At 42.9% G+C, this 24,797-nt stretch carries 20 protein-coding genes, 1 tRNA gene and 2 pseudogenes; 18 read left to right on the plus strand and 5 right to left on the minus strand.

Translation table 11 applies throughout. The features are described 5' to 3' along the window. The first annotated feature begins 29 nt into the window (after positions 1-29). Together deoD and mrdA are read left to right on the plus strand one after the other, a co-directional pair. On the plus strand, positions 30-743 hold the full coding sequence (gene deoD, locus DFO57_RS10975) for a purine-nucleoside phosphorylase (RefSeq protein WP_014594584.1): 714 nt from the start codon (positions 30-32) through the stop codon (positions 741-743). 217 nt (positions 744-960) lie between these two features. Beyond that, complete coding sequence (gene mrdA, locus DFO57_RS10980) at positions 961-2,844, plus strand: penicillin-binding protein 2 (protein WP_015699534.1); 1,884 nt, start codon at positions 961-963, stop codon at positions 2,842-2,844. On the opposite strand, the gene DFO57_RS10985 is transcribed toward mrdA, so the two are convergent. The 4 genes from DFO57_RS10985 to DFO57_RS11000 are packed head-to-tail and all read right to left on the minus strand — an operon-like array spanning position 2,841 to position 5,757. Next, positions 2,841-3,551 (minus strand): GGDEF domain-containing protein, encoded by a 711-nt coding sequence (locus DFO57_RS10985; protein ID WP_013027166.1) that lies wholly within the window; start codon positions 3,549-3,551, stop codon positions 2,841-2,843. The genes mrdA and DFO57_RS10985 overlap by 4 nt on opposite strands. After that, positions 3,548-3,934 (minus strand): DUF1987 domain-containing protein, encoded by a 387-nt coding sequence (locus DFO57_RS10990; RefSeq protein ID WP_202945045.1) that lies wholly within the window; start codon positions 3,932-3,934, stop codon positions 3,548-3,550. The genes DFO57_RS10985 and DFO57_RS10990 overlap by 4 nt, the downstream gene beginning before the upstream one ends. 10 nt (positions 3,935-3,944) lie before the next feature. Continuing rightward, on the minus strand, positions 3,945-4,511 hold the full coding sequence (locus DFO57_RS10995; protein ID WP_014605071.1) for a SiaB family protein kinase: 567 nt from the start codon (positions 4,509-4,511) through the stop codon (positions 3,945-3,947). A gap of 16 nt (positions 4,512-4,527) precedes the next feature. Then, the gene (locus DFO57_RS11000) at positions 4,528-5,757 is read right to left on the minus strand and encodes a SpoIIE family protein phosphatase (RefSeq protein ID WP_105080655.1); all 1,230 of its coding nucleotides are present in this window, start codon (positions 5,755-5,757) and stop codon (positions 4,528-4,530) included. Positions 5,758-6,051: 294 nt separating this feature from the next. Here DFO57_RS11000 and DFO57_RS11005 point away from each other — a divergent pair. The 16 genes and pseudogenes from DFO57_RS11005 to DFO57_RS11085 all read left to right on the plus strand — a co-directional run. Beyond that, positions 6,052-6,127, plus strand: a tRNA-Phe gene (locus tag DFO57_RS11005). Positions 6,128-6,417: 290 nt separating this feature from the next. Continuing rightward, positions 6,418-6,579, plus strand: coding sequence for a hypothetical protein (locus DFO57_RS22880; protein ID WP_227022900.1), 162 nt, complete (start codon positions 6,418-6,420; stop codon positions 6,577-6,579). 2,900 nt (positions 6,580-9,479) lie between these two features. Beyond that, entirely contained in the window at positions 9,480-10,334 is an 855-nt protein-coding gene (gene aepX, locus DFO57_RS11020) for a phosphoenolpyruvate mutase (protein WP_110015346.1), read from the plus strand. An 11-nt stretch (positions 10,335-10,345) separates the two neighbouring features. Beyond that, positions 10,346-11,674: an LLM class flavin-dependent oxidoreductase gene (locus tag DFO57_RS11025; protein WP_014605074.1), complete on the plus strand. Its 1,329-nt coding sequence runs from the start codon at positions 10,346-10,348 to the stop codon at positions 11,672-11,674. A gap of 21 nt (positions 11,675-11,695) precedes the next feature. After that, positions 11,696-12,817, plus strand: a complete 1,122-nt coding sequence (locus DFO57_RS11030; protein WP_013027159.1) for a hypothetical protein — start codon at positions 11,696-11,698, stop codon at positions 12,815-12,817. Between the two features lie 6 nt (positions 12,818-12,823). Beyond that, positions 12,824-14,062, plus strand: coding sequence for an aconitase/3-isopropylmalate dehydratase large subunit family protein (locus tag DFO57_RS11035; protein ID WP_014605075.1), 1,239 nt, complete (start codon positions 12,824-12,826; stop codon positions 14,060-14,062). Then, the gene (locus DFO57_RS11040; RefSeq protein ID WP_014605076.1) at positions 14,055-14,588 is read left to right on the plus strand and encodes a hypothetical protein; all 534 of its coding nucleotides are present in this window, start codon (positions 14,055-14,057) and stop codon (positions 14,586-14,588) included. Before DFO57_RS11035 ends, DFO57_RS11040 begins: the two co-directional genes overlap by 8 nt. Continuing rightward, positions 14,578-15,345: a trans-aconitate 2-methyltransferase gene (locus DFO57_RS11045; RefSeq protein ID WP_013027156.1), complete on the plus strand. Its 768-nt coding sequence runs from the start codon at positions 14,578-14,580 to the stop codon at positions 15,343-15,345. The genes DFO57_RS11040 and DFO57_RS11045 overlap by 11 nt, the downstream gene beginning before the upstream one ends. Before the next feature lies 1 nt (position 15,346). Continuing rightward, positions 15,347-15,811, plus strand: a complete 465-nt coding sequence (locus DFO57_RS11050) for a GNAT family N-acetyltransferase (protein WP_158279691.1) — start codon at positions 15,347-15,349, stop codon at positions 15,809-15,811. Further along, positions 15,808-16,911 (plus strand): acetyl-CoA carboxylase biotin carboxylase subunit family protein, encoded by a 1,104-nt coding sequence (locus tag DFO57_RS11055; RefSeq protein WP_013027154.1) that lies wholly within the window; start codon positions 15,808-15,810, stop codon positions 16,909-16,911. The genes DFO57_RS11050 and DFO57_RS11055 overlap by 4 nt, the downstream gene beginning before the upstream one ends. 8 nt (positions 16,912-16,919) lie before the next feature. Continuing rightward, on the plus strand, positions 16,920-18,158 hold the full coding sequence (locus DFO57_RS11060) for an MFS transporter (RefSeq protein WP_028715789.1): 1,239 nt from the start codon (positions 16,920-16,922) through the stop codon (positions 18,156-18,158). Then, complete coding sequence (locus DFO57_RS11065; RefSeq protein ID WP_014605079.1) at positions 18,139-19,146, plus strand: hypothetical protein; 1,008 nt, start codon at positions 18,139-18,141, stop codon at positions 19,144-19,146. Before DFO57_RS11060 ends, DFO57_RS11065 begins: the two co-directional genes overlap by 20 nt. Positions 19,147-19,304: 158 nt before the next feature. Continuing rightward, positions 19,305-19,784 (plus strand): flavin reductase, encoded by a 480-nt coding sequence (locus tag DFO57_RS11070; protein ID WP_013027151.1) that lies wholly within the window; start codon positions 19,305-19,307, stop codon positions 19,782-19,784. Between the two features lie 1,072 nt (positions 19,785-20,856). Further along, complete coding sequence (locus tag DFO57_RS11075; protein WP_013027150.1) at positions 20,857-22,011, plus strand: ATP-grasp domain-containing protein; 1,155 nt, start codon at positions 20,857-20,859, stop codon at positions 22,009-22,011. Positions 22,012-22,698: 687 nt separating this feature from the next. Continuing rightward, a pseudogene (locus tag DFO57_RS11080) lies at positions 22,699-23,749 on the plus strand (integrase core domain-containing protein). Between the two features lie 12 nt (positions 23,750-23,761). Then, positions 23,762-23,920: pseudogene (locus DFO57_RS11085) on the plus strand (IS3 family transposase); the annotation flags it as partial. Between the two features lie 524 nt (positions 23,921-24,444). Here DFO57_RS11085 and DFO57_RS11090 read toward each other — a convergent pair. Beyond that, complete coding sequence (locus DFO57_RS11090) at positions 24,445-24,627, minus strand: hypothetical protein (RefSeq protein ID WP_028715787.1); 183 nt, start codon at positions 24,625-24,627, stop codon at positions 24,445-24,447. Positions 24,628-24,797 lie beyond the last annotated feature (170 nt).

Here is a 24,797-nt window from a genome sequence, read left to right on the forward strand (position 1 = left end):
AGCGAAATTTTTAAAAAGGATAGAGAATTATGGCAACTCCTCACATTAATGCAGAAATGGGTGATTTCGCAGACGTCGTACTGATGCCGGGCGATCCGCTGCGTGCGAAGCACATTGCAGAAACCTTTCTGGAAGATGCCGTTGAGGTGAACAACGTGCGCGGCATGCTGGGCTATACCGGCACTTATAAAGGCCGCAAAATCTCCGTTATGGGCCACGGCATGGGCATTCCCTCCTGCTCCATTTACGCCAAAGAGCTGATCACCGAGTTCGGCGTGAAGAAAATCATCCGCGTGGGTTCCTGTGGTGCCGTGCGTCCCGACGTGAAACTGCGTGATATCGTGATCGGCATGGGCGCATCGACCGATTCCAAAGTGAATCGTATGCGTTTCAAGGATCACGATTTTGCCGCGATTGCGGATTTCGATATGGTGCGCAACGCTGTCGATGCGGCCAAAAATCTGGGTGTTGACGCGCGCGTAGGGAATATCTTCTCTGCCGACCTGTTCTACACGCCCGATCCGCAGATGTTTGACGTAATGGAGAAGTACGGCATTCTCGGTGTGGAAATGGAAGCCGCCGGCATTTACGGCGTGGCTGCTGAATTTGGGGCGAAAGCGCTGACGATCTGCACCGTGTCCGATCATATCCGTACCCATGAGCAGACGACTGCCGCAGAGCGCCAGACAACCTTTAATGACATGATTAAGATTGCGCTGGAATCTGTGCTGCTGGGCGATTAATCTCCACGCTCATTGATGCTCTTGCTCACCCGGCAGCGCGACGTTGCCGGGTGAGCGCGTCAGAAGATTTACGCTTCCCGCTCATTTCGCAACATTCTCATCAAATGACACACTTTTCATCAGACTTGTGCATCTTGCTACTGGCAAGGACCGCTTATGCCACTATCATGAAGCCGAACAATAAATAACAACATGCCAGACTGAAAATACCTGCCTGATGAATTTTCGAAATTTCGACGCTGAAGAGAAGTTGTTTGTACGCCGTGCCGCCATGGCATTTGTGCTGGTCTGCATCTGCTTCACCATCCTGGGTTTAAACCTGTATCGCCTGCAGGTACGCGATCACAGCTACTACCAGACGCGCTCAAACCAAAACGATATCAAAATGATCCCTATCGCGCCCACGCGCGGGCTGATTTTCGACCGTAACGGGATTCCGCTGGTGCGCAATGTGACCTGGTACGACATCACTATCACCCCGTATAAAGTGGACGATATGAAGGACGTGCTGCGCCAGCTCACGCCGCTTATCGATCTGACACCGGACGACATTACGCGTTTTCAGCACGATCTCCGGCAGAACAGCCGCTACAAACCGGTTATCCTCAAAGAGGAACTTACCGACGAAGAGGTGGCGCGCTTTTCAGTCAACCAGTTCCGGTTTACCGGCGTCAGCATTGATACCTATCAGGACAGGGAATATCCCTATGGGGCCGATCTGGCGCATGTTGTCGGCTACGTCTCTAAAATCAATGATAACGACTATAAGCGGCTGAATGCCGAAGGCATTGCTGAAAACTACGCGGCTGACCACAACATCGGTAAGCAGGGGATTGAAGGCTATTACGAATCCCTGCTGCATGGTAAGCCGGGCTATCAGGAAGTGGAAGTGGATAACCATGGCCGCATTGTCCGGGTGCTGAAAGAAGTGCCGCCGGTAGCAGGCAAGAACATCACCCTGACGCTGGACCTGCATCTGCAACAGTATGCGGAAAGCCTGCTGGCCGGACAGCGTGCCGCATTGCTGGTGGAAGATCCCCATGACGGATCCGTACTGGCGATGGTTTCCAGCCCCAGCTACGATCCCAACCCTTTTGTGAAGGGCATCAGCTATAAAGCCTACAAGACGCTGCTGCAGGATAAAAACCTGCCGCTGATTAACCGTGTCACCCAGGGCCTGTATCCCCCGGCCTCCACCGTCAAACCCTATATGGCGATGTCTGCCCTGTTAACCCATGTGATTACGCCGCAAACCACCTTTTTTGGCGGCCCAACATGGACGCTGCCGGGCACCGACCGTCGCTACCGTGACTGGAAAAAAAGCGGCCACGGCACGCTCGATGTCACCAAAGCGATCGAAGAGTCTGCAGATACCTTCTTCTATCAGGTGGCCTTTATGATGGGCATCGATCGCATTCACACCATGCTCAGCAAATTTGGTTACGGCCGCTCCACAGGCATCGACCTGAACGAAGAGTACAGTGGCCTGCTACCCAGCCGCGACTGGAAAATGAAAGTCCATAAAAAGCCCTGGTATCAGGGGGACACGGTGTCGGTGGGGATCGGTCAGGGCTACTGGATTGCGACCCCGATTCAGATGGTGAAGGCGCTGGTAACCTTGATTAATAATGGACGGGTGATTACGCCGCACTTACTGGAAAAATCCCAGCTCGGCACCCGGGTTCAGCTCTATCAGCCTAAGCTGCCACAGGCGCAGATTGGCGATCCGAATTCTCCCTACTGGTCATTAGTGCGCCACGCTATGTTTGGCATGGCCAACGCACCGAACGGCACGGGCTATAAATATTTCCATACCGCGCCTTACGGCATTGCAGCGAAAAGTGGGACATCTCAGGTGTTCAGTCTGAAAGAAAACCAGACCTACAACGCCAAAATGATTCCGGTACGGCTGCGCGATCATACGTTTTATACCGCCTTCGCGCCCTTCAGCGCCCCCAAAGTTGCGGTGGCGTTGATTCTGGAAAACGGCGGAAGTGAAGGCGTGGTTGCCGCGCCGGTGATGCGCAAGCTGCTTGACCATATCTTCCTGCCGCCGACCACCCCGCCGCCCGTTGAGGTGGCACAGCATCAGGCAGGCTAGCGGAAGAATACCCGGTTACGCCCGTGCTTTTTGGCATCGTACAGCGCGGCATCTGCCTGGGTGTAAAGCGTTTCGAACCGGGTGCCTGCTGCGCCCCAGCTGACGCCGAGGCTGGCCGTGACCAGCCGCTCTGGCAGCGCATTTAACGGCGAGGCGTTCAGCGAGGCGAGAATGGCTCCGGCGACGATAACCGCATCGCCCAGCCAGGTATTGGGCAGCATGATGGTGAACTCTTCACCGCCGATTCGACCGATGCTGGCGATGGCAGGCGTATTACGCTGAATACGTTGTACCAGTTCGCAAATCACCTTATCCCCGACGGGATGACCGTATTCATCATTGATGCGTTTAAAGAAGTCGATATCAAGAATGATTAAGGCCGCCGGCGCCTGGTCCAGCGTATCGCTGATGCGTTGAATAATGGCGCTGCGGTTCCAGACATCCGTCAGGGGATCGTGCGTGGCTTTGTACTCCAGTTCCGTTGCCAGCTCGTTCAGTTGCTCATTTACCCGGTTCAGCTCACGCTCTGCCCGATCGCTGCGTGAGATTAACCGATAGGTTTCACGCATCAGCCGCTGGTAGTGCCCGTTGAGCTGTAGCAGCGCCTGCCGATACTCTTCAGCCTGCAGGCTATGCTGCGCCGCGACATGGCTGGCCTGATTGAGTGCCTGGGTTTCTTCCAGAAACAGCTCATTGAGGTGCGTCATTGGCGCTGTTCCGCATGCAGCTTCACGGTTAACGCGGTGAAATCCAGAGACAGCTCTTCGCCAAACTCTTCTGACACGTCATCTTCGGCATCGTAAAACCAGTTCAGTACGATCGTGCAGCCGCTCTGCGCGAGCCTGTTGAACTGATCAAACAGCCCAAACAGCATCTTGGTGCTTGAGCTGTTGAAATAGCTCAGGTCGATATTCACCTCTGCCGCTTGGCTGGCCTGAGGCTGCCAGCTTTCCAGCGCGCTTTGCAGCGGACGGTAAAAGGCGGCGGCATTCTCTGGCCAGGATTCTCCCCGCAGGGAGAATCGGTGGGCCGCAAAGTCAAACTCTACGGCGGGCGTACATTCAGTGGCGGTAAGTTGAATGATTTGCATAGGGGCTTCTTCAGTCATGGCAGATAGTGGCCTTAAGCCAAAAGGCAGAGAGCTCGCTGGCCTCCAGTGGCTGGAAACAATACTCCAGCGGTTCACTGACGTCGCGCGCCAGGGTAAGCAAGCCGATATTGGCGCCTTTGCTCCAGACCGGACTCTCAGCGCGTAACCGGTTTCGGTAAGCTTGTTTAATTTCATCCGCATTCATCACGCGGAGCGAATCCAGATCCCCGCGCAGTTGATGAGTGGCGTCGCTGCCGACCAGGTTTGCGCTTTCCAGATAGTAGCGACCGTCATCGTAACGCAGGCTCAATGAACCAAAGCGATACAGCTGATCGTTGTGGCTCAGCGCCCGGCTGTCCTGCGAGTAACGCAGAATGTTTTGCGCAATCTCGACAAAGCTGGAGAACAGCCGCCGCCTGACTTTTTGCGACCGCTCGTGATTCTCCAGAAACAGTTTGACCACTTCGCCCATCGCCGTGATGTTCTGCGGTGAAAAAAAGCCGGTATACTGCAATGCAATAAGGCCGGACTGCGATTCGGTATTAAAGGGCAGACCCCGTAGTGACTCGTTTTTCATTTTCTTCCCGGTGCAGTCAATAGCGAAAGCCAAACCAGGTGACGTCATCGCGTCGCGCCTGATTACCTTGCCAGCTTAAATAGTCTTGCTGAAACGCCAGCGATAACTCCGCCATAGGCAAATGCTGATAGCGCATCAGCAGAGACTGAATACGCTTATTGCCAAACATGATATTCCGTTCGCCACCCGGTTGATCGGTGACGCCATCCGTGAGGACAAACAGCATGTCGCCCGGATTAAACGCCAGGCTCTGTTCAGGCCAGTGATAGTCTTCCGGCGTATCGGTATAGCCGACGCCGACGCGATCCTGACTGAGCGAGATAATTTCATTGCTGATGTTGCTGAGCATAAATGCCTGGGTTCGGGCGCTGGCCCAGCGCAGCTGATGCAGTCCGGTATCAACTGACATCACGATGGCATCGCAGCCATCGTTAGAGAGTGAGGTTTGCTGGGAGGCGTTCAGCTGGCCCAGGGTTTGTTTAATATGGTGATTAAGGGCATGCAGGATGCTGGCAGGTGCCTGCAGATCGGCCTCGCGCAGCGCGTTTTCCAGCGCAGACTGCAAAATCACCGTCATAAAAGCGCCTGGAATTCCGTGGCCCGTACAGTCGGCGATGACCGCCAGCCAGCCATTGTCATGGCGGTGAAAAGCGTAGTAATCGCCGCCCACGCCGTCTCGGGGCTGCCAGTACAAACACCAGTCGTCGAGCAGGGAGGCAATCAGCTGGTTGGAACGATCCAGCATCGCGTCCTGAATGACTCGCGCGTAATCAATGCTTTGTAAAATTTGCTGATGCTGGCGCGCCTGCAAATCGGAGACGCGGCGAATCAGATCGATCCCCAAGCCAATGCCGATATAGTGCCCGTTCTCCGTCAGGATAAACCCATCGGCGACGGACTTATCCCCGTTGGCCACGACCTGCTGCGCAACGCTTTCCAGCGTATTTTCCACGTCAATCACCAGCGGGAACTTATCCATAAAGGCAATGCAGCTCTTGCGGTCATAGAGTTCGGGAAAGAAAGGGCGCGCCATCTGCGACAAAAAGATGTGGCGGTTGATCATGCCGAACGGCTTGCCGTTTTCCACCACGGGCAACCCGATCAGATCTTTGTGTTCGGCAAAGAGTGCCATGACGGCACGGTTATCTGTCTCCGGACTGACGAAAGGGACCTCAATGCATAACACCCGCGCGTCATAACGGCTTGAGGCGGAAACCACAGTATTCGCAGAGGCGGGTAACTGCATGATGCGGCTCTTGATTGTCCAGGAATAATCTTAGAGTAATGAGCGCAGATGACGGATTTATGGCAAAAAAACGGTTGGTAAAAAGAGGGCCGATAAATCGCAGTTAAAGCAAAATTGCAGCGAAAAATAGCCTGCCAGAGGGCGTTCTGCAGCGCGAAAATCCGGCGGTTGATTGGGCGGATTGTTAAATTTTCGCCCGTTCCCCTTCCTGTTGATGGAAAACCCGTCAGTTGATTTCATTTTTGTGAAAAGCGTTTGACGCTGGGGCCTGCTTAAGGTTTAATGCGCCCCGTTGCCCGAATAGCTCAGTCGGTAGAGCAGGGGATTGAAAATCCCCGTGTCCCTGGTTCGATTCCGGGTTCGGGCACCACAAATTTGAAACCCTCGCTTCGGCGGGGGTTTTTGCGTTTGAGGGCTTTAACGCTGTGATGTTGTTGGGGTAAGGTTGATTTACGCGATCGTAATGTTCTGGTTTACGGTTTCGATGGTCGGCATTTTCACTATGTGATGCTGAAAGCATATGGGCGGGGATGGCACAGAGGCGCATTTCGTCATTGCCTTGCACAACACGCAGCTTCGCCGTGTGCGAGCTGATGAGATACCGCAGAAGCGAATTATTCCCTGGATAACCAAGCAGGCTAAACAGCAACAGGAAGCTGTATGATGAAACGTACATTATTTTTAGGCATCTTATATCCTGCGTTGGCATTCTCAGATACTCCCGGTTTTATGACACCCGAAGTGGAATGCCTCAATGACAATACGATTCCTTTCATAAACACAAAAATTCCAGCCAAAAAATCGTTGACGACGCATACATAAAATGCAAGTCGGAATTGGATGCCTGGTCAAAATCTCGTGAAATGCTTCCTAAAGAAATCAGAGAAAGCCAATATAAAGAATTTCATGATTTCTATATAAGAATGATCGAGAAAAGACGGGCATACGAAGCTAAGAAATAGTGTAAATTGCTCAAAAAGCATAAGGAAGTTTTACAGTTAATGAGCAGGCTATTGCTAAGCTGACTAATTTATTGAAATATATTTCAATTTTTAATTGTTAGTCCATGTAAAATACATATTTATTTAAGCTGTCTGAGTATCACTACACTGTTTTTTATAGCTTATATGTTAATTTTGAGGAGTGGTTTGATTTGGTAAGGGGGTTATCTATTTGTGCAAAGGACGGGCTAATCATATAGCTAAAATAATGAACCCGATGAAAAATTAAAAGCAATAAAAAACTGATAATAATATTAATCCAGAAAGATTTGGTTAGCTTATTGAGGTGCGTGCGTTCTATACCTGTTTTTCCTGTTTCTTATATTGATGAAAAAACCGATTAGTGAAGCTAAGCCTCTTGTTACGTAGGAAACAAGATAAAGCACAAAAATAATTTTAATTGTGCCAGGGCTGAAACTGACTCGTCAAAGTCTTACGAAATGTCCATCATATTACCTTCATTCACGCTTAATTGGCGGTTTACCGCCTCCACGCTGTTTCTGCTCAGATCATTTGACTGACGGACTCCTCCGCTGCTCAAGAAGCTCTGTATGCTGAGCCGCAGAAAATGCATCACCTTTCATCTGTCCCCTCTGGCAGCCTACCGTCGAGCTCATACATCAGCGCGTGAGAGAGTACTGGTCGAAGGTGTTCGAGTTTCGTTAGCGGAGGGAAATCGAGTTGTGGTTGCATCTTACCTGGGGTCAGACTCAGGGGCTACCTGAAGGTGTGGGGCTGACTTAATCGCAACCTGCTAAAAGGCGTCCCTTTGAGAGATTCTGCCCGCGCCCTGCCCTGATGCAATTGGAAATTTTCTCCCGGCAGTGGCATTGCATGTTACGCACCAGATGGCCGGAAATGCTGTTGAAAATAACTTCTTAACCGAAAAAATAATTTCGAATGTTAATTCATAAAAGGGATGTCCACACTGATTACAGACATGTATTCGATTTGAACGATCGAAATATCGCGTTATGGACTGAAGCATTTAACGATGCCATGGGGGAACCCGCGTGGCATCTTCAGGTCGACGATGCTTACGGCCCACTTTTCGTACCGATCAATACGCTGGTGCATCTGAAGGAAAAGTTTGGCTTCGTCTATGACGCGGGTGTAGCGGCCGCGCATAACAGCGGCCAAAAGAATACAGACTGCTCAGCCTCGGCCGTTTTAGAGGGCACCATCTGGTCAGCAGAGCCCGGCAACTATTACTGCATGTCCAGAAACTGGGCGGGAAATAACAGGCTGACGATTGAGGTTAGCCGCACGTCTGATATAGCTGGTAGCTCCGCCACAAGGAAAGGAGCTTTATTAAATCGATGTATATCACATCCGATCTTAAGCTAGTCACTGATGCCTGGACGAAGCGTCTTTTCAGTCAGATTCATACGGGGACACGCATTGAAGAGGAGTAGAGCTGTCAGCTGGCACCGGATTGTACGGTGCTTCAGAACCATGAAGGAGAATGCTGACTATGAATGTGTGCTGCGAAGAGCATGCACACATTCATTACGTTGAGCCCTTTATTAACGCGACCTAATTTACTATGCCCGGTAAGCCTCTGGAGTGTTTATGAAGAATTTGCATAGTAAAATCAACTTACTGGATTCAGAGAGAGATACGGACATACAAACCGTAGAACGTCGAGAGCGTTCTGTAAAGCGTGCGGAGCGCAATCTGGTCCAGGCTGAGTGACCGCTGTATGAACTTTATATTCAGAGAGACATACTGGTGATTAAGTCTTGGGGAGATAAACCTAACTGGCAGGCCATTTATTATATATCGGCCCCAACACCTATAAAGAAGAACGTCAGAAAGGGAATTTATGCTGAGCGAAGAAAAAACCCGGAAACATATCACGGTACTGAATGGAAGGATCGTACTCACTCGGCTGCTTTCAACGGTTATGCCATGAACGAATAATGCCACCAACGTTATCTGTCCCAAAATGCGGATCTTATCACCCAAGATGAAAACAGGGGATTCAGTAACAGTCAAAGTGAGGCGTGTAAGATCAATTTATCCCCCGCCTTAAGCAATTTTCCAAAAGTCATTATCGTGGAGCTTGAGATAAGATAATTAACCTCGGATATAAGATAAATCTCATTTACTTGGAAGTGGCGGCACACGGAGAACGCTTGAGTATAAACAAATTAAAACAAAGTTTATTAACAAAAGAAACAAATTGTTTCGTACTAAAAGTTACATCAGAAAATACATAGAGTTAAAAACATGAATAAGTTTCATCTGTTACATGTTTTTTGTGGTGACTATCCTAAGTGTAAAAGATTGCTTTTTTCTAATGTTTAATATCGAATTGCCGCCATTAAATTTAATTTTAATTAAAGTTTAACAATGTAAAGTGTTGGTTTTAAGGGTTTTTTTGCAAAACTGACAAAAGATTACACTTTGATTAACAAATTGAAATATAAATTAAGTTGATAAGATTGTCGGGCGATAGCTATAAGATAGTTCACAGACATAAGCGTGACGGCAGTGATAAATCACGGTTAGTGTTTAACATTACTAATGTTGAAGCATTTTCAGTGTCGAAATACTCCAAACCAGATAGCCAGAATTTAAAGGCGTATTGAATAAACGAACGACTTTTTTCAAAAATTTTTTATTGATCATTTTATCACCACGGAAATGTAAAGCGTTTAGGCAGGCACTCTATAAGAGCGTCTTAATTTCTCATCTTTACGCATCAAAGGTGTTTATATGATCAAAAAACTTATTGCAGAAAAGGGTACTCTGATTTTTATTGAGGCCCATAATCCGCTCTCCGCATTAATTGCGTCTAAAGCAGAACAAACTAATTCAGAAGGCCGTATTGTCAAATTTGACGGTATATGGTCAAGCTCGTTAACGGACTCAGCATCTCGCGGTATTCCCGATAACGAAACACTGGCATTAAGCAGCAGGTTAGAAAATATTGCTGATATCCGAAATGTGACAGACATGCCCATCATCATGGATGCTGATACGGGGGGAAAACCAGAACATTTTAGTTATTACGTAAAAAGAATGATTAACAACGGTGTAAATGGCGTCATCATCGAAGATAAAACAGGATTAAAGAAAAATTCTTTGTTCGGCACTGAAGTAGAACAGACTCTCGCAGATATTAATGATTTTTCAGAGAAGATTAAAAGAGGAAAATCTGCAGTTTATATTGATGATTTTATGATCATAGCCAGACTTGAAAGTCTTATTGCAGGGTTCGACGTAGAACATGCACTCGAACGTGCCGACGCATACGTCGAAGCCGGGGCAGACGGAATTATGATTCATAGTTGTAAGAAGACTCCGGATGAGGTTTTCTTATTCAGTACGAAATTTCGGGAAAAATATCCATCAGTACCATTAATTTGTGTTCCTACTACTTATTCTGCAACCAGCAACAGAGAACTCAGTGAAGCGGGTTTTAACGTGATCATTTATGCAAACCATATGCTCAGGGCTGCTTATAAAGCAATGGAAAATGTTTCAAAAGAAATATTGAGATATGGCAGGACGGCAGAGATAGAAAAATCTTGCATGAGTGTAAAGGAAATTATTTCACTGATTCCTTAAAGAGAATGACCATGAAAAAAAAAGAGATGATAATAGGTGCCTATATATCGTATGGAACAGGACATCATCCTGCTTCATGGCGCGAAAGTGGCGTAAATGCAGCGGCAGCGCTTGATATTGATACGTATGCCAATCTTGCAAGAGTATGTGAGAAAGGATTAGCTGATTTACTTTTTCTTGCAGATACGCCTTCTGTATTTCAGGACAATATGGACGGTTATGGCAGCAGGGTATCTGTACTGGAGCCATTATCATTATTATCGTATTTAGCATCTCAAACACAAAATATTGGGCTGGTTGCGACGGCTTCAACGACGTACAAACACCCTTACAACATTGCGAGGGAATTTGCTTCGCTGGATTACATTAGCAAAGGAAGGGCAGGGTGGAATCTGGTGACATCCTCAAAGTCGGATGCGGCTAAAAACTTTGGCCTTGCCGCTCATCCAGAACATTCAAAGCGTTATGATATGGCCTGGGAAGCATGGCAGGTTATCAGTGGTTTGTGGGACAGCTGGGAAGACAATGCTTTAGTAAGGAATAAAACCAGTGGACAATTCTTCGTTAAGGATAAATACCGGGAAATAAATTTTGAGGGTGAATATTTTAATGTAAAAGGCCCATTAAACATAGCTCGCCCTCCTCAGGGCTATCCCGTCATCGTCCAGGCGGGTTCCTCTGAGGAAGGAAAAGAGTTAGCTGCAAAAACAGCAGATATTGTTTTTACTGCACAAAACAATATTGAAGATGCAAAAAAATTCTATGATGATCTTAAAGGGCGAATGGAAAAATACGGAAGGTCAAAGAGTGAACTTCTTATTCTTCCCGGATTAAGCTTTTATATTGCAAGTGACGAATCTAAAGCCCGTAAAAAGCTTAATGATCTCAACGCACTGATCCCTCAATCATTTGGCTTAAGTATGTTATCAGATTTACTGGGTGGGGTTGATTTAAAAAACAATGATCCTGAAGGACCATTACCAGATTTACCGAAATCTAATGGTAATCAGAGTAGACAAAAAATTATTATCGATTTAGCTCGAAAAGAAAAACTATCTATCAAGCAACTTTATGAAAAAATAATCATTTCAAGAGGACATTATACATTTACAGGTTCCTATCAAGATTTAGCAGATGAGATGATTAAGTGGGTTGAAAATGAAGCATGTGATGGTTTCAACATTATGCCTCCTCTCATGCCTGAATCTCTTATTAATCTTTTCGATCATGTCATTCCACTTATTCAGGCAAGAGGATGGTATAAAAAATCATATTCTACTGGAACATTAAGAGAAAAACTGGGGCTTAAAAGACCTACTAATAAATTGTTTAATCAATAATGTATTGCGAGGAAATATAAAATGCTTAATAAAAATCTGATTCTTGAAGATACCACTTTACGTGATGGTGAGCAGGCGCCAGGTGTTGCATTTACACCAGAGCAAAAAGTAGAAATTTTTTATCTACTTGCAAATATGGGCGTTAAATGGATCGAAGCCGGAATACCTGCGATGAAGGGTGATGAAGTAAAGGCTCTGTCGGAAATGTTAGAGAGAAAAAATGAAATTAACATCATCGCGTGGAACCGAGGCGTGCTTGAAGACATTGAGTACAGTATCTCACTTGGATTCAAAGCGGTGCATATCGGGCTACCGACTTCAGCTATCCATTTAGAGAAAAGCGTTAAGAAAGATAAGTCCTGGCTTGTAAAGACGGCTTCAGATTTAGTTAAGTTTGCCAAAGACAAAGGGATGTTTGTTTCTATCAGCGCAGAAGATATAGGCCGAACAGATATTGGATTCTTACAGGAGTATGCACAGGTAGTTGCTGAGGCTGGAGCCGATCGTCTTCGCCTCTCTGACACGATTGGTATTCTTTCTCCTGCACAATACAAAGAAAAAGTCTCTTTGTTAAATAAGAACGTCAACATCGATTTGCAGTGCCATTGCCACAATGATTTTGGTTTTGCAGTTGCTAACACGCTGGCAGGCATTGAAGCAGGAGCACGCTACTTTCATGTCTGCGTCAATGGCATTGGTGAAAGGGCTGGAATGCCAGACCTGGCACAAGTTGCTATGGCATTGCACTTTTTCCACGGGGTTGATTTAGGGCTCGATTTAACAAAATTAATCGCGTTGAGTGAAACGGTCGCCAGGTACAGCCATCAAAAAATCAGTCCATGGCAGCCGATCGTAGGCGATAACGTTTTTGCACATGAATCGGGCATTCACGCAAATGGTATGCTCAAAGACAGCAGTACTTTTGAACCCTTCGACCCAGCTACGGTGGGAGGAGAACGACGTCTGGTCGTGGGTAAACATTCCGGTCGCGCCATTATCAAACATTTTCTCGAAGAATCAGGCGTGAAAGCTGCCGACGATAAGGCTCTTGATCGCTGTTTAGAACGCGTGAGAAGTCATGCCGTGCGCCACCCCGGTGGGATCCCTCCACATGTATTAGTTGATCTGTATACCGCGGGGTAAACAGGTATGAAAAGTAATCAGCCGATTGTTAACCAGATCATTGCGTCACACAGTGGCAGAGGTCAGGTTTCAGCAGGTGAACTGATCACGGTAGATGTTGACTACGTCTATGTTCAGGATGGAAATTCACCGACCGTGGCAAAACTGTTTCAGGATTATCATCTGTCTGAGGTGCTAAAACCCGATAAAATCGGGTTCTTCTTCGACCATTCAGTTCTGGTACCTGATAAAACCATGGCTAAACGTGTCAACGAGGCCATGGAATTTGCAAAAAAACTTGGAATAAACATCTATTCACGAGGGGAGGGAATTAGTCACGTCATTGCCCTGGAGAGTAAAATATTTAAACCCGGCAATATAGTGCTGGGCGCAGATTCCCATACTTGTACAGGGGGGGCCGTACAGTCTTTAGCGCTGGGAATGGGGGCTTCGGATATTCTGGTTGCTATGTTAACAGGACAAACGTGGTTGAAAGTCCCTCAAACAGTCCATTTGTGTATTAAGGGTAAAACGGGAAAAGATGTGCGGGCAAAAGATGTCATGTTGGCACTTTTAAATAAGTACGGACAAACACCATTTCTTTATAAATCGATCGAAGTTTCAGGGGAATGGGCAGAAGAGCTAACGCTTGACGAAGCTGCAAGTTTTGCAAGTATGGCTGTTGAGTTAGGAGCCAAATGCATATTTATGCCAGATGGGCAAGGCAGGCCTGAGGGGCTATTGAAGGCGGATGCCTCAGTGGCAGACAGTGTCATCAATTTTTCTGTATCAGAATTAATGCCCCATATCGCACCACCTCACAGTCCTTTGTATGCTAAACCTGCAAATGACTTTGAGGGTCTGAAATTTGATTATATTTTCATTGGAAGCTGTACTAACAGCAGACTTGAAGATATCAAAGAGGTGGCCGAAATTGTTGCTGGTAAAACAATACATCCCGATATTCACTGCCTTCTGACGCCAGGATCGAAAAGTGTTTATCTAAAAGCTCTCCAGGCGGGATATATCGATACGCTTATCCGCTCGGGCATTATTGTCACCCCACCGGGTTGTGGAGCTTGTGTGGGTACCCAAGGAACCATTCCTGCGGATGGGGAGAAAGTATTAAGTACGATGAACCGCAATTTTAAGGGAAGAATGGGGAATGCTGAGGCAGACATCTTTTTATGTTCTCCACGAACTGCAGCGATGGTTGCATTGAACGGCACTGTTCCACATTTTGAGGGAGAGTCCGCATATGAGTAAAACTGCTGAAAATTATCGCGTCAGACGCGTGGAAGGGAACATCTCGACCGACGATATTATACCTGCGCGCTATAAACATATGTATACCGAGCCGGCCCAGCTGGCACCGCATCTTTTTGAGAGCCGTTTTCCCGGATTTAGGGAAACGCTCAGTATCAATGATGTGCTTGTATGTGATCAAATATTCGGTATAGGGAGTTCGCGGGAGCAGGCAGTAACAACTCTGTTGGCATGTGGTGTTAAATATGTATTTTCCCCTTCTTTCGGGAGGATTTTTTTTAGGAACTCTTGGAATTTGGGTTTACATGCGATTGAGGTCGATACGAGTGAACTTGCAGATTTAAGTGAAATTAAAATAGAACTGACTGGAGGGGTAATTTATACAGAAAATAATCAAATAAATTTTTTCCCTCCCAGCTCGCAGATGACGGCAATTGTCAGTGCAGGTGGCATAATACCCTACACCATAAATAAAATTATGGAAAAAAAAGGTGATATTTTAAGAGGTTATAGCAATGAAAAGTGAAAAGTTTGATGGTTTGGCTGATAACTATGATAAATATCGTCCCCGTTATCCTGCAATCCTTTTCAAGGAAATCCATGACTGGATGCAGCCGTCTGCCAAAAATATATACGATATTGGCGCAGGCACAGGTATTGCTATTGAAGGTATGACACGTGTCACTGGAAAACACTATGATTTCACGGCGATAGATATTTCTGAAGATATGATAAAAAAAGGAAGGGAAAAACTGCCTGGTACGACTTGGGTTAAAGGAAAAGCGGAAGATATTCTTTCTGATAAAAGCCGTATTGACGTCATTATGGCGGCACAGTCCTTCCAATGGATGGATAGAGCTAAAACATTAGAAGTTTCGATAAAATCTTTAAATAAGGGCGGGGTTTTTGCAGTTTTGCAAAACAATCGAGATTACAGAAATAATGAAATGCTTAACAAATATGAAGGTTTGCTAGAGAAATTTAGTCCAGGTTACAGCAGACATTATCGCGACTATGACTATGAAAATGAAATCACCAATGTTTTTAAATTGCCTATTGCTAACTTTAAGAAAGTCGTCACAGGGTGGACTATGGAAATGATTTCAGAAGATTTTTTTGGATTCATTTCTTCCTCAACCCAGGTACAAAGAGCTATTGAGAACGATCGTAATGGATTCTGGAAGGAGATTGAAATCTTGATTGACGAACACTCAGTTGGTGGAAAAATTAGCATAGATTATATAAGTGAGTTATTTATAGCTAAGAAGCGTGATGATTCATAGCATGACGATTCAGGACATCAGCATTGAACAAGCTTCGTATGAAGATGCGAAGCTGTTAAGAAAGGCTTTAGAAAAAGTTTACGAACCTTATACACTGAATTTCTCACCTACCGCTTTGCAGTTTACTGAAAATATCATTGCTCAGGAATCCTCGAAGTGGCTAGTCGCGAAATACAAGTCAGACATTGTGGGGGCAGTGAGATATGAACTTTATGATATTTATCTGGACTTCCATTTTCTCTGCGTCACACCACCATTCAGAAAAATGGGAGTAGGGAATGAATTATTTCATAAACTGAAGAAAATAGCGTATGAAAAAAGAAAGGATTTTATGAAGATCGTTTTGCGAGATTCGCTAAGCTATAACCGACGCTATTTTGAAAGTAAAGGATTTTACTTTTATCATAAATACCAGACAAATATGCATAGTGTATTTATTTTAAAATTAAACGGTGAAAAGCCATGAATAAAAAAGCATTGGTTATTGGGTTGAAAAGTAATATGGAAAGAGTCATCAAAGGGCTCAATGAGATAGAATTTATTATTATTGACAGAGGAACACTGGATAACGAAAGTATAGATTATATCATTAATCTTTCAGATGATTTAATGCATAAAAAATCATTCAGTTATGTTATAGCCAGTTCTGAGGATTTTATCGCTTTGGCTGGGTTATTGCGTAATCGTTATTCACTTTATGGTGAAAAATATTATAAAAGTACAATTGCAACCAATAAATTCCTGATGCGTAATTTTTGCTCAGGTTTTTTATCCTGTCCCAAGTTCTGGCTATCAGGTGAGATCATCAATTCAGAGAATCTTTTACTGTCATCCCAGAAAGATTACATCGTAAAACCTCTTACAGGTAGTTCTGCAAAACATGTCGAAACAGTCACACAGGAAGACTTAAACCAATATCTTAATGAAAATAACAAATTGATGTTAATTGAAGAAAAGGTTTTAATGAGAGATGAATATCATCTTGATTGTATAATCAAAGACGGTAATATCCTCTTTTCAACACTGTCAATTTACGACAGGCCTATACTCGAGGCAAAAAGTAAAAACAGAGCCAGTATCAACTTACCCGATGGCACACGGCTTCATGAAGATGCCTTAATACTTGCCACGAATTTGCAAAGTCATTTTGAAATGACTAATGGCGTTTTTCATATTGAAATGTATCATACTCAGGATGGATTTATACTCGGTGAGTTTGGTATCCGCCCTCCCGGAGCGGGTGTGACCGATATGTATTATATGTATAGAGGCGTCGATTTCTGGGAGGCATTTATTTATTCTCAGATTGATAAAGAATTTATTTTACCCCTAAATCATAAGTCCGATAAATATTGTGCTGCTATTGGGATATGTTCTTCTTTCCCGGTCGATGATATCAGAAGTACGTCAAAAGTATCCGTGGATAAATATGTAAATTTGCGTGAGAATGCTGCTAAACCCGCAGTTCCCAGTTCAACGTCTTTTAATCATATGATTTATGTTTCTTCATCATCCTTAGAAGAAATAAGGAATTTTTTGCATGATATTTCTGACAGACAAGAGTAAGATTCGATATGTTAAAATATGAAACCAAAAAAAACGCTTTCTTCCAGATATACAATTTTCTTTCATGCTCGGCTGAAGGGATTCAGACGGTTATATTTTTGTGGCTTATATATCATGAAACTCATAGTCCGATGCTTGTCAGTCTGACTATAGTTTCTTCATATCTTCCATCAGCCGTATTAGGATTCTTTTTCCTCAAAAAAGCTGATGCGAGCAGTCCTGGAAAACAGTTATTTATCAGTAATGTTTCTCTTAGTGCCATATCGCTAATTGTCTATTTTATTTTAATGAGAAATGAGGGTTTTGAACTAATCACGCTCAGTATCTTTTATTTGGCACAGGCCGTATTATCTGTTGTCAAAATGTTTAATAAGACATCCCAAAATCGCATTATCAGAACAGCATTCAGTAATAGTGATGCAATAAAAGCACTTCAGCTTGCCTCCTCTGGCATGCAGGCCGCTCAGGTTTTTGGCGCGGCCATAGGAGGATGGGCTATCAGTACGGGTTACTACATGCAAGCGCTCATGCTGACCTGCTGCATCTACCTTTTGAATATTTATATTTCGACACTTTTTGAGAAAGGGAATCCTGATAATAAAGACGCTGAGGTTATTGTGCAGATTCACTCTGTCACTAAGAAAAATGAATCCTTTACATATCTTTTTCGCAGTAAGGACTTTTTGTTACCCTTGATTTTTACTGTTCCATCAAGTGGAGCTTTACAATTTTTAAACACATCCCTTCCTTCATTATCTTCTCTATATGGTAATAGCGAGAAAATTTATCCAGTGCTGAATATGACTCTACAATGTGCTGTCATTATCTCGGGGATAGCAGCAGCACTCAATATGCTTTCTCTAAAGTCTTCATTACGGTTTTCTCTGTGTATTTCTGGCATCTGTCTGATTTTGATGTGTTTATCAACGAGAAATTATTATGCCGTATACTTTTTTTTATTTCTCACTTCTTTTTTTGTTTCATGGCATATGATTTCTATTAAGGTACTCACGAATCAAATGCCTGATATAGAAAATATTGGTAAATTCACAATGATGAGAAACTCAGTCGCTTCTGGTGTGAAAATTGTCTTTTCTATTTCGTCTGGTGCTTTTTTGACTTTTTACAGCATAACTACAACTTATCTAATACTTGCGATACTGCTTATTTTTTTCAATGTATTATGGGTTTATCAGAGTCGCAGTTTTAACTATGAGGATTTAGGTGATGTTAAATTTCAAAAGTGATTTTTCTGAATTTATTACTGGTTTTTATCTTAAACAGTTTACTCATTTAAATACGCAGGAAAGAGAACATGTGCTTGAAACGCTTGGCGTCACACCCAGCGCAATCAATGAGTTTATAACATCAGAAGATATTTATATTACCTTACCTCATGCAAGTATGAATGTTTTTTTTCCAAGAGCGGGGGTCTCACGTTATGTCTACGATCTACAAAATAGTAACAAAAACGCGTTCCATTTAAGGTTTTTCTTGACCCATACCAACTTTAGCGATCTGAACTGGCGCCCTTATGCATGGTGGTTTAATAACGGCGGGAAAATAGATAAACTTACCTTTTTCACACGAAATAAAAAAAAGAAACATAATATCGTTTACTCGCTAAAACCAAATGAAATGCACTCTGCCTCTGTAGATCGACGTCTGCGTCATGACTTTGATACAAGTATGAAGTTTAAACGTATTTCTCTTAGCTTCATCTATATGACAGCCGTTCAAGAGGTCAATAGCGGTTTTGCACATAAAGGCCGTACCCTTTATCTCCCACTTGACGCATTTGTAGCTTTTATTATTCATCAGGCAAAAAACGATGTTATATCTTTTAATTTTTTAGAAGCTTTTTTAAGCCAGGCACAATGCAGAAGACTGAATGGCGAAGAATTGAGTTTTACCAGTGAATGGCGCGATGCATTTATCTTTGATAATTTTACAAACATTGCGCTGTTAAATTTTTTTCAGCCTGCAGCATTTGTGGGAGGCGAAAAAATGGATAACTACTGGCATCAGGTGATTGAAAAATGGAAAATGGCATTACCAAATCAATCTGAAGTTGAGTTTGCGTTACCCACTAATCTGGTCATGCCTGCCGTTCAAGAGTATATTTACCCTTATAAACCATCAAGCGATATAGCAGAACAGCTTATTAAAAATAACATCCCATACAGTCTTACCATGGCTATTCAGGAACATGATCTTTTTTCAAAGAAAGAATAATAAAACATAAACTAGAAATAACCTCTCATTTTGAAAAGGCGACATGGTTACCGGGTTGAAGGTTGTATATAAGAACCAGTTTAAAATATTTTAAAGTTACATGTCATTGCTCATTTAACATCATGCGATAACACCTCAACACTCATTGGAGCTCTATTATGCTAGATAAAAGTGCTTTTCGCCACGCAATGTCGCATCTTCCTACTGCAGTCACTATTGTAACATCAAGCGGCTCCTGCGGGGCTGCAGCATGTACAGTTTCATCCGTGTGTTCTGTCACCGACGACCCACCCACTTTACTCGTATGTATAAATCGTGCCTCCAATAACAATAGTGTTATAAGAAATAATGGCTCTTTGTGTGTCAGCATTCTTTCAGGAGAGCAAAGCAACATTGCAATGCAATGTGCTAATCATCAGGTTTCAGTTGAGGAGCGCTTAGCATTATTCGACGCAGACGTTCTGGTCACGGGGTCTCCTGCTGTAGTTGATTCCGTTTGCTGTTTAGATTGTCGTGTAGATAATATTGTGGAATCAGGAACCCACTCTGTCTTCTTTTGTCAGGTTCTTTCTTCTAAAGCTTTTGTGGGGAAAGATGCGCTGGTTTATTATTGCCGGAATTATCATCGTGTATCATAAGGCACTATGCCTAAAATGCTGTAATACTGTCTTTATTTCGTGGCATAAATATTCTGAGAAAAAACAGGCCGCATCATATTCATCAGATATAATCACCAGGTGTTAATATTCTTGTTTCTACATTAAAATAGAGTTGTAAGGTGTGTTTTTTTTAGGTGTTTAAATTATACCTTCCGTGTAAATATTAATTTTTTATTTGATTTTCACTTTCATTTAAATTCTGAATTTTTGCTTCCTTTTTCCTGAACCCATTATACCTGAATCCCAATTTAAATCAGATTCGGGAACCAGGTCAGGAAGTCAGGAAGGCCGTCAGCAGGAATCAGGGGATCTTCATCAACTATGTGTCCGTAATTAAGACGAAGGTTAAGCTGAGTTTTTACGTAATGCACTATAATTTTTGCAGAAGCCGTCTAATCATAATTCAGTAACATAAGAGGATTAGTCATCCTGATGTAATGCATAGGTACGATTCCTTAATAAAAAGGGAACCTTCCCAGAGGAAAATTATTTTTTTGAAGTGAGAATCAGGCACAAAATGCCAGATGAGTAAAACAGGTGTATGGGAGTGTGATGTGAAGTAGAAAAGGACCGGTGCTCTATTTTAAAGGTTAAACGGATTTGTTACCGCCCGATAGCGTCATCTCTCAGGTAATGATGACATTTGGATGTGGTTACCCCAAGGCGTTTCTCTCAATTCACTGGAACATAGGCAGTTGTTATGATGACAACAGCTAGCATTGATATCGTATTTTTTGATAAAACTAATGCCGATTTGTGGTCATTCTGGTCGTCTTGATGTAGTATTAATTCAGGTTTGGCTTACATATTAGACACTTGTTAGTAAAGGCGATTCCAGCCAAAGGACATGTATTGACGGCTTGCCGTCAGGCTCACAGTGCATGTATTATTATATTTAAGATATCGAAACTACATACTTATTTAGTGCGAGTTAGAAATTTAAATCTGGCATTTAGTTACTCTTTATAACCATTTTAGCTATTGAGTTAGTATTTTATAAACGTTCATTTTTCTATGGATGAAATTAAAGTAGCATAACTAAAGGTGTAAAATGATGAAAAGTTTAATTATTACGTCGCATTTTAATAGTGATTTATCCTCTATGGCATGCGATGAGTTTGGATTAAAAAGATCACTAATTTTCTATACTCCAAAAATAAATGAACTTAGCTTAGGTTTAAAATATGAGTACTACGATAAGATAGATTCTTACTCTGTAAGATTAATGGAGCTTGGGAATGAAATTGATTTTATATGGAGCACTTCCGGTTCTGAAATCAACTCGTTCGCTGAATTAAAAGCTGTTGAGTTGGCAGGATTAAGAAACATCTATCTAGGCATGAATGAAAATGCTTTTTCTACAGCTGCTTATAAAAGCATCACGCAAGAGTTAATGGCATTTTTGGGTGTTAGTATTCCCAAAGGGCTTCAATGTAACACAAAAAAAGAAATACATGATTTCCTTGAATATAATGGTGGAACTATAGTCTGTAAAGCTAACAATGGAGCAGGTGGTGTAAATCAATTTTATTGCCAAAGATTTGATGACATATATAAACTCCCTCATGAGGTAACTGATTGGTATGTAGAACAGTTTCTGAAAGGACTTGAGTTTTCTGTAAACGCTTATATGCTAAATGGGTTTTATATAGCCTCCCCGATAATGTTTAAAGGCGAAACTGATATTCATAGCGGGCACGCAATGGACAAATTCAGGTATATTAGCAAGCTAAAAAATAAAAGCTTAAATGAAAAAATAAATGCCATATTAAGTAAAATTAGTAATACCAATATCTTTAATGGATGGATAGAGGTTGAGTTTATAAAAACACATCAGGATTTGGTAGTTATAGAAATTAATGCGAGGTATAATGGAACAATCAGAGCTACTGGATATGCTTGTAATGAAAATTTATATCAATTGGATTTGGAAAGTAAAATTTATAATAAATTTTCTTCACAATTAAATCATGAAAACGAAGTCATTGAGATGCCAATTCATTTGAAACTTGAAACAGGTTTAAAAGAATTTGGTTTCGTCCAAAAAATGAAATCTCGAAAAACCAACACAGGAAGGGCCACAATATGGGGTGAAGATCAATGTGAACTATTAGAGAGGATCAAAAATACTGAATTAGAAATATACTCAGAAAGAATTATTCATGGCATAAATGAGAGTAAGGAGTTATTCGAAAAATATATTTAAATTTACATGTATTTGTAATATGCAGTTTTAAAATAGAAAACTATAAGTTTATTGGGGAAATAAAATAATTAACTGTATTATTTTGAGGTTGTCAAAAAAATTAGAATTAATTGATAAGTATGATGATTAATTATTATAGTAAACAGAGTGGGGTAGTAATTGATTAATTTAAAGATGGTTGCCCTCCCTGGTGTGGAATTAATTTTTTCAAAAAATGATCTATATTATTGGTTAGCTATGGTGAGACTATACGTGGTATTATATTTATTTAACTCGTAGGCAATGTTTTTGAAGGTCTGTAGATATTTAGATGTTCTGAGTTAATGGGAGTTTCGATGTTCAGAGGGGAGTTGTAATCTGCCTCAATGTTACTTCGCATTGATAAATATCATGTGTCTACGAATTGATGCCAATAATTGTTCATTTTGCCTCCCACAAATGCAGTTGGTATAAAAAGAGTTTAAAAGAACAATGTTTGTGATGTTATCAAAATTAAATGCTTCTTGCCATTAATAAGTTAGACTTAGCTCTTAACCATCAATTCTTCTGCAGCAAGAACTTTTTAAAAATTCATTTAAGATTTAATAATAGATAGTATCATATTTAGCTGTCAGCATCACGTCAAAGCGGACCATTCAACTTTAGAGATCTTTCGGCATAATAATTATTTTACCGGAGGAGATTGTCATGCGCAAAGCCCGATTCATCGAACACCAGATCTTTGCCGTTCTGAAGTCCGTGAAAGATGTCTGCCGCGAAGTCGGAATTTCAGAGGCCTGTGATATCAAAAACATGAAAGACCTCGAAAATGTAAACCGCCGGCTAAAACCGATGTTTGCGGACCTGAGTCTCGAGTGTCGGCATTGAAAGACGTTATTTAAAATAAATGTTAAAACCAGCGATAAAGCGTCAGGTAGTCAGCTGTCTGACCGCGCAGTTTGCTATGAGATGACGTCATGCCTGCAGGATATTTTCGCTGAGCAGGACGGTATTTCGATATCAGCCGGATACGCGACGTGATGAGCCGGCCATTATGGCACTGACCGTGACGGCTGAACGCTATCCGCGATAAGGCTTTAAAAGCTTTTTCAGGTGCTGCGCATGCAGGGCAATAGCTGGAACCATAAGCGCGTTTACCGGATTTATTGCCTGCTGAACCTGAATTTTCGCCATAAGGGAAAACAGCGCTTTGCCGGTGAGTAATCCAGGCTCGCTGCCTACGCCAGAGGCAATGAACCAGAGCGGGTCCATCTATTTTATGCACGATGCGCTGGTATGCGGAAGACGCTTCCGGACCTAAAATGGGTTGGGTGATTTTAACAGCGAAGTACTGGCGTTCGAATTGACCTGAATATCACAGCCCAACGTGTCATCAGGGGACTGGACAGGATACTGGCGAACCGCGGATATCCGCTGAGGGTGCGGATATGGTTAATTGCCTGGAGCGGGTCTCGCTGAGCTGGCACAATGGGCAGAAGAGCATGGTGTGATGCCAGAGTTTATCAGGCCTGGCAAGCTAACGCATAATGCCTTTGTCGAGCGATTCTGCGGGACGTACTGGACAGAAATACTGGGTTTTTATCTGTTCAGAACCCTGAATGAAGCACAGGAAATTCTAGAGCGCTGGCTGATGGAATATAAAAGCGAGCGCCCTCATGAATCCCTGAATAACCTGACGCCGGAAGAATACCGGCTGATAACTGAAAACCCGGAAATCTCAAAAAGTGCGTGGAACTAAAAAGGTGTACTTACAAGGGAGGAAGCCCGTAGCGATTTTTTTGATTACATCGAAATGTTCTATAACAGTAAGCGTCGGCATGGTTCGAGCGATCAGATGTCACCGACAGAATATGAAAACCAGTATTATCAACGGCTCAGAAGTGTCTGGATTATCCGTGGCGATTCATAGTGGTAAACTTGTTAAAAAAACTTTAAAAGAATATTAAAGTGAATCTTATTAATTTCTCTATGCTTGTGCTTATTATAGTCACTTCTTATCTCTTGAGAGATTTTTTTTAATTTTTAGATGTTATATTCAAACCCAGAAAAATAATCAGTTAAAATAAAAAACCTCTCCACATCAACTTTATACTCGCCTTCACTAAATATGACTTTCATTATATAAGTAGAGTCATCAAATTTATAAAGAGTGAAGTCCTATGGATTAATTGCAACTTTTACTGCACTCATTATAAATCCTCACCTGTCTAAAGCCATTTAGCTATGTAATCTTTACTTTTAACCATACCCTCTTTATTAACTACTGCTTCGAGATCACTTTGGGGTAATTTTACTCTACGTATCCATTATTCGTCAGCACTGTAGTAGTCAACTAAAACTGGCAACCGCATAAGCATTTATCTCTGGCAGCTGAAACATTGGCTGGTTGTTGAGACAACAATAATAATGCCGTTAAAGCGAAATAACTCCAACCTAAATTCCCCCCTTCGGCTCAATGCCCCTTACCTTAAGCTCTTTCCGCAGTACCCGCTTTATCCACGTCGCCAGGTTGACGTCACCATCCTCACACGCCTGTTCTTCGAGCTGCGTCCGAAACTCGTGAGAAAGTCGGATTTGGTACTGATTTGTTTTGGTCTTTTCCTTAGAGATTGTCATCCCATCATCCTTGTTATGAGAGAGGTACACACTTCAATGACTGGGCATGATGCAACAAAAAGAGTGAAGCCCGGTCATGCTGAAATCGAACCGAGTTGCTGACCACACCGTAAAGATGAACCATGCGCCATAACGTGTAAATGATTAAGGTTGCCATGACGAACAGCGGA

The organism is Pantoea sp. AG702, from assembly GCF_003182295.1.
Lineage (GTDB): Bacteria > Pseudomonadota > Gammaproteobacteria > Enterobacterales > Enterobacteriaceae > Pantoea > Pantoea ananatis.

Excerpts from the sequence above, each read along its gene's own strand:
- deoD (WP_014594584.1), top strand. The coding sequence starts at position 30 with ATGGCAACTCCTCACATTAATGCAGAAATGGGTGATTTCGCAGACGTC.
- mrdA (WP_015699534.1), top strand. The coding sequence starts at position 961 with ATGAATTTTCGAAATTTCGACGCTGAAGAGAAGTTGTTTGTACGCCGT.
- DFO57_RS10985 (WP_013027166.1), bottom strand. The coding sequence starts at position 3,551 with ATGACGCACCTCAATGAGCTGTTTCTGGAAGAAACCCAGGCACTCAAT.
- DFO57_RS10990 (WP_202945045.1), bottom strand. The coding sequence starts at position 3,934 with ATGCAAATCATTCAACTTACCGCCACTGAATGTACGCCCGCCGTAGAG.
- DFO57_RS10995 (WP_014605071.1), bottom strand. The coding sequence starts at position 4,511 with ATGAAAAACGAGTCACTACGGGGTCTGCCCTTTAATACCGAATCGCAG.
- DFO57_RS11000 (WP_105080655.1), bottom strand. The coding sequence starts at position 5,757 with ATGCAGTTACCCGCCTCTGCGAATACTGTGGTTTCCGCCTCAAGCCGT.
- DFO57_RS22880 (WP_227022900.1), top strand. The coding sequence starts at position 6,418 with ATGATGAAACGTACATTATTTTTAGGCATCTTATATCCTGCGTTGGCA.
- aepX (WP_110015346.1), top strand. The coding sequence starts at position 9,480 with ATGATCAAAAAACTTATTGCAGAAAAGGGTACTCTGATTTTTATTGAG.
- DFO57_RS11025 (WP_014605074.1), top strand. The coding sequence starts at position 10,346 with ATGAAAAAAAAAGAGATGATAATAGGTGCCTATATATCGTATGGAACA.
- DFO57_RS11030 (WP_013027159.1), top strand. The coding sequence starts at position 11,696 with ATGCTTAATAAAAATCTGATTCTTGAAGATACCACTTTACGTGATGGT.
- DFO57_RS11035 (WP_014605075.1), top strand. The coding sequence starts at position 12,824 with ATGAAAAGTAATCAGCCGATTGTTAACCAGATCATTGCGTCACACAGT.
- DFO57_RS11040 (WP_014605076.1), top strand. The coding sequence starts at position 14,055 with ATGAGTAAAACTGCTGAAAATTATCGCGTCAGACGCGTGGAAGGGAAC.
- DFO57_RS11045 (WP_013027156.1), top strand. The coding sequence starts at position 14,578 with ATGAAAAGTGAAAAGTTTGATGGTTTGGCTGATAACTATGATAAATAT.
- DFO57_RS11050 (WP_158279691.1), top strand. The coding sequence starts at position 15,347 with ATGACGATTCAGGACATCAGCATTGAACAAGCTTCGTATGAAGATGCG.
- DFO57_RS11055 (WP_013027154.1), top strand. The coding sequence starts at position 15,808 with ATGAATAAAAAAGCATTGGTTATTGGGTTGAAAAGTAATATGGAAAGA.
- DFO57_RS11060 (WP_028715789.1), top strand. The coding sequence starts at position 16,920 with ATGTTAAAATATGAAACCAAAAAAAACGCTTTCTTCCAGATATACAAT.
- DFO57_RS11065 (WP_014605079.1), top strand. The coding sequence starts at position 18,139 with ATGTTAAATTTCAAAAGTGATTTTTCTGAATTTATTACTGGTTTTTAT.
- DFO57_RS11070 (WP_013027151.1), top strand. The coding sequence starts at position 19,305 with ATGCTAGATAAAAGTGCTTTTCGCCACGCAATGTCGCATCTTCCTACT.
- DFO57_RS11075 (WP_013027150.1), top strand. The coding sequence starts at position 20,857 with ATGATGAAAAGTTTAATTATTACGTCGCATTTTAATAGTGATTTATCC.
- DFO57_RS11090 (WP_028715787.1), bottom strand. The coding sequence starts at position 24,627 with ATGACAATCTCTAAGGAAAAGACCAAAACAAATCAGTACCAAATCCGA.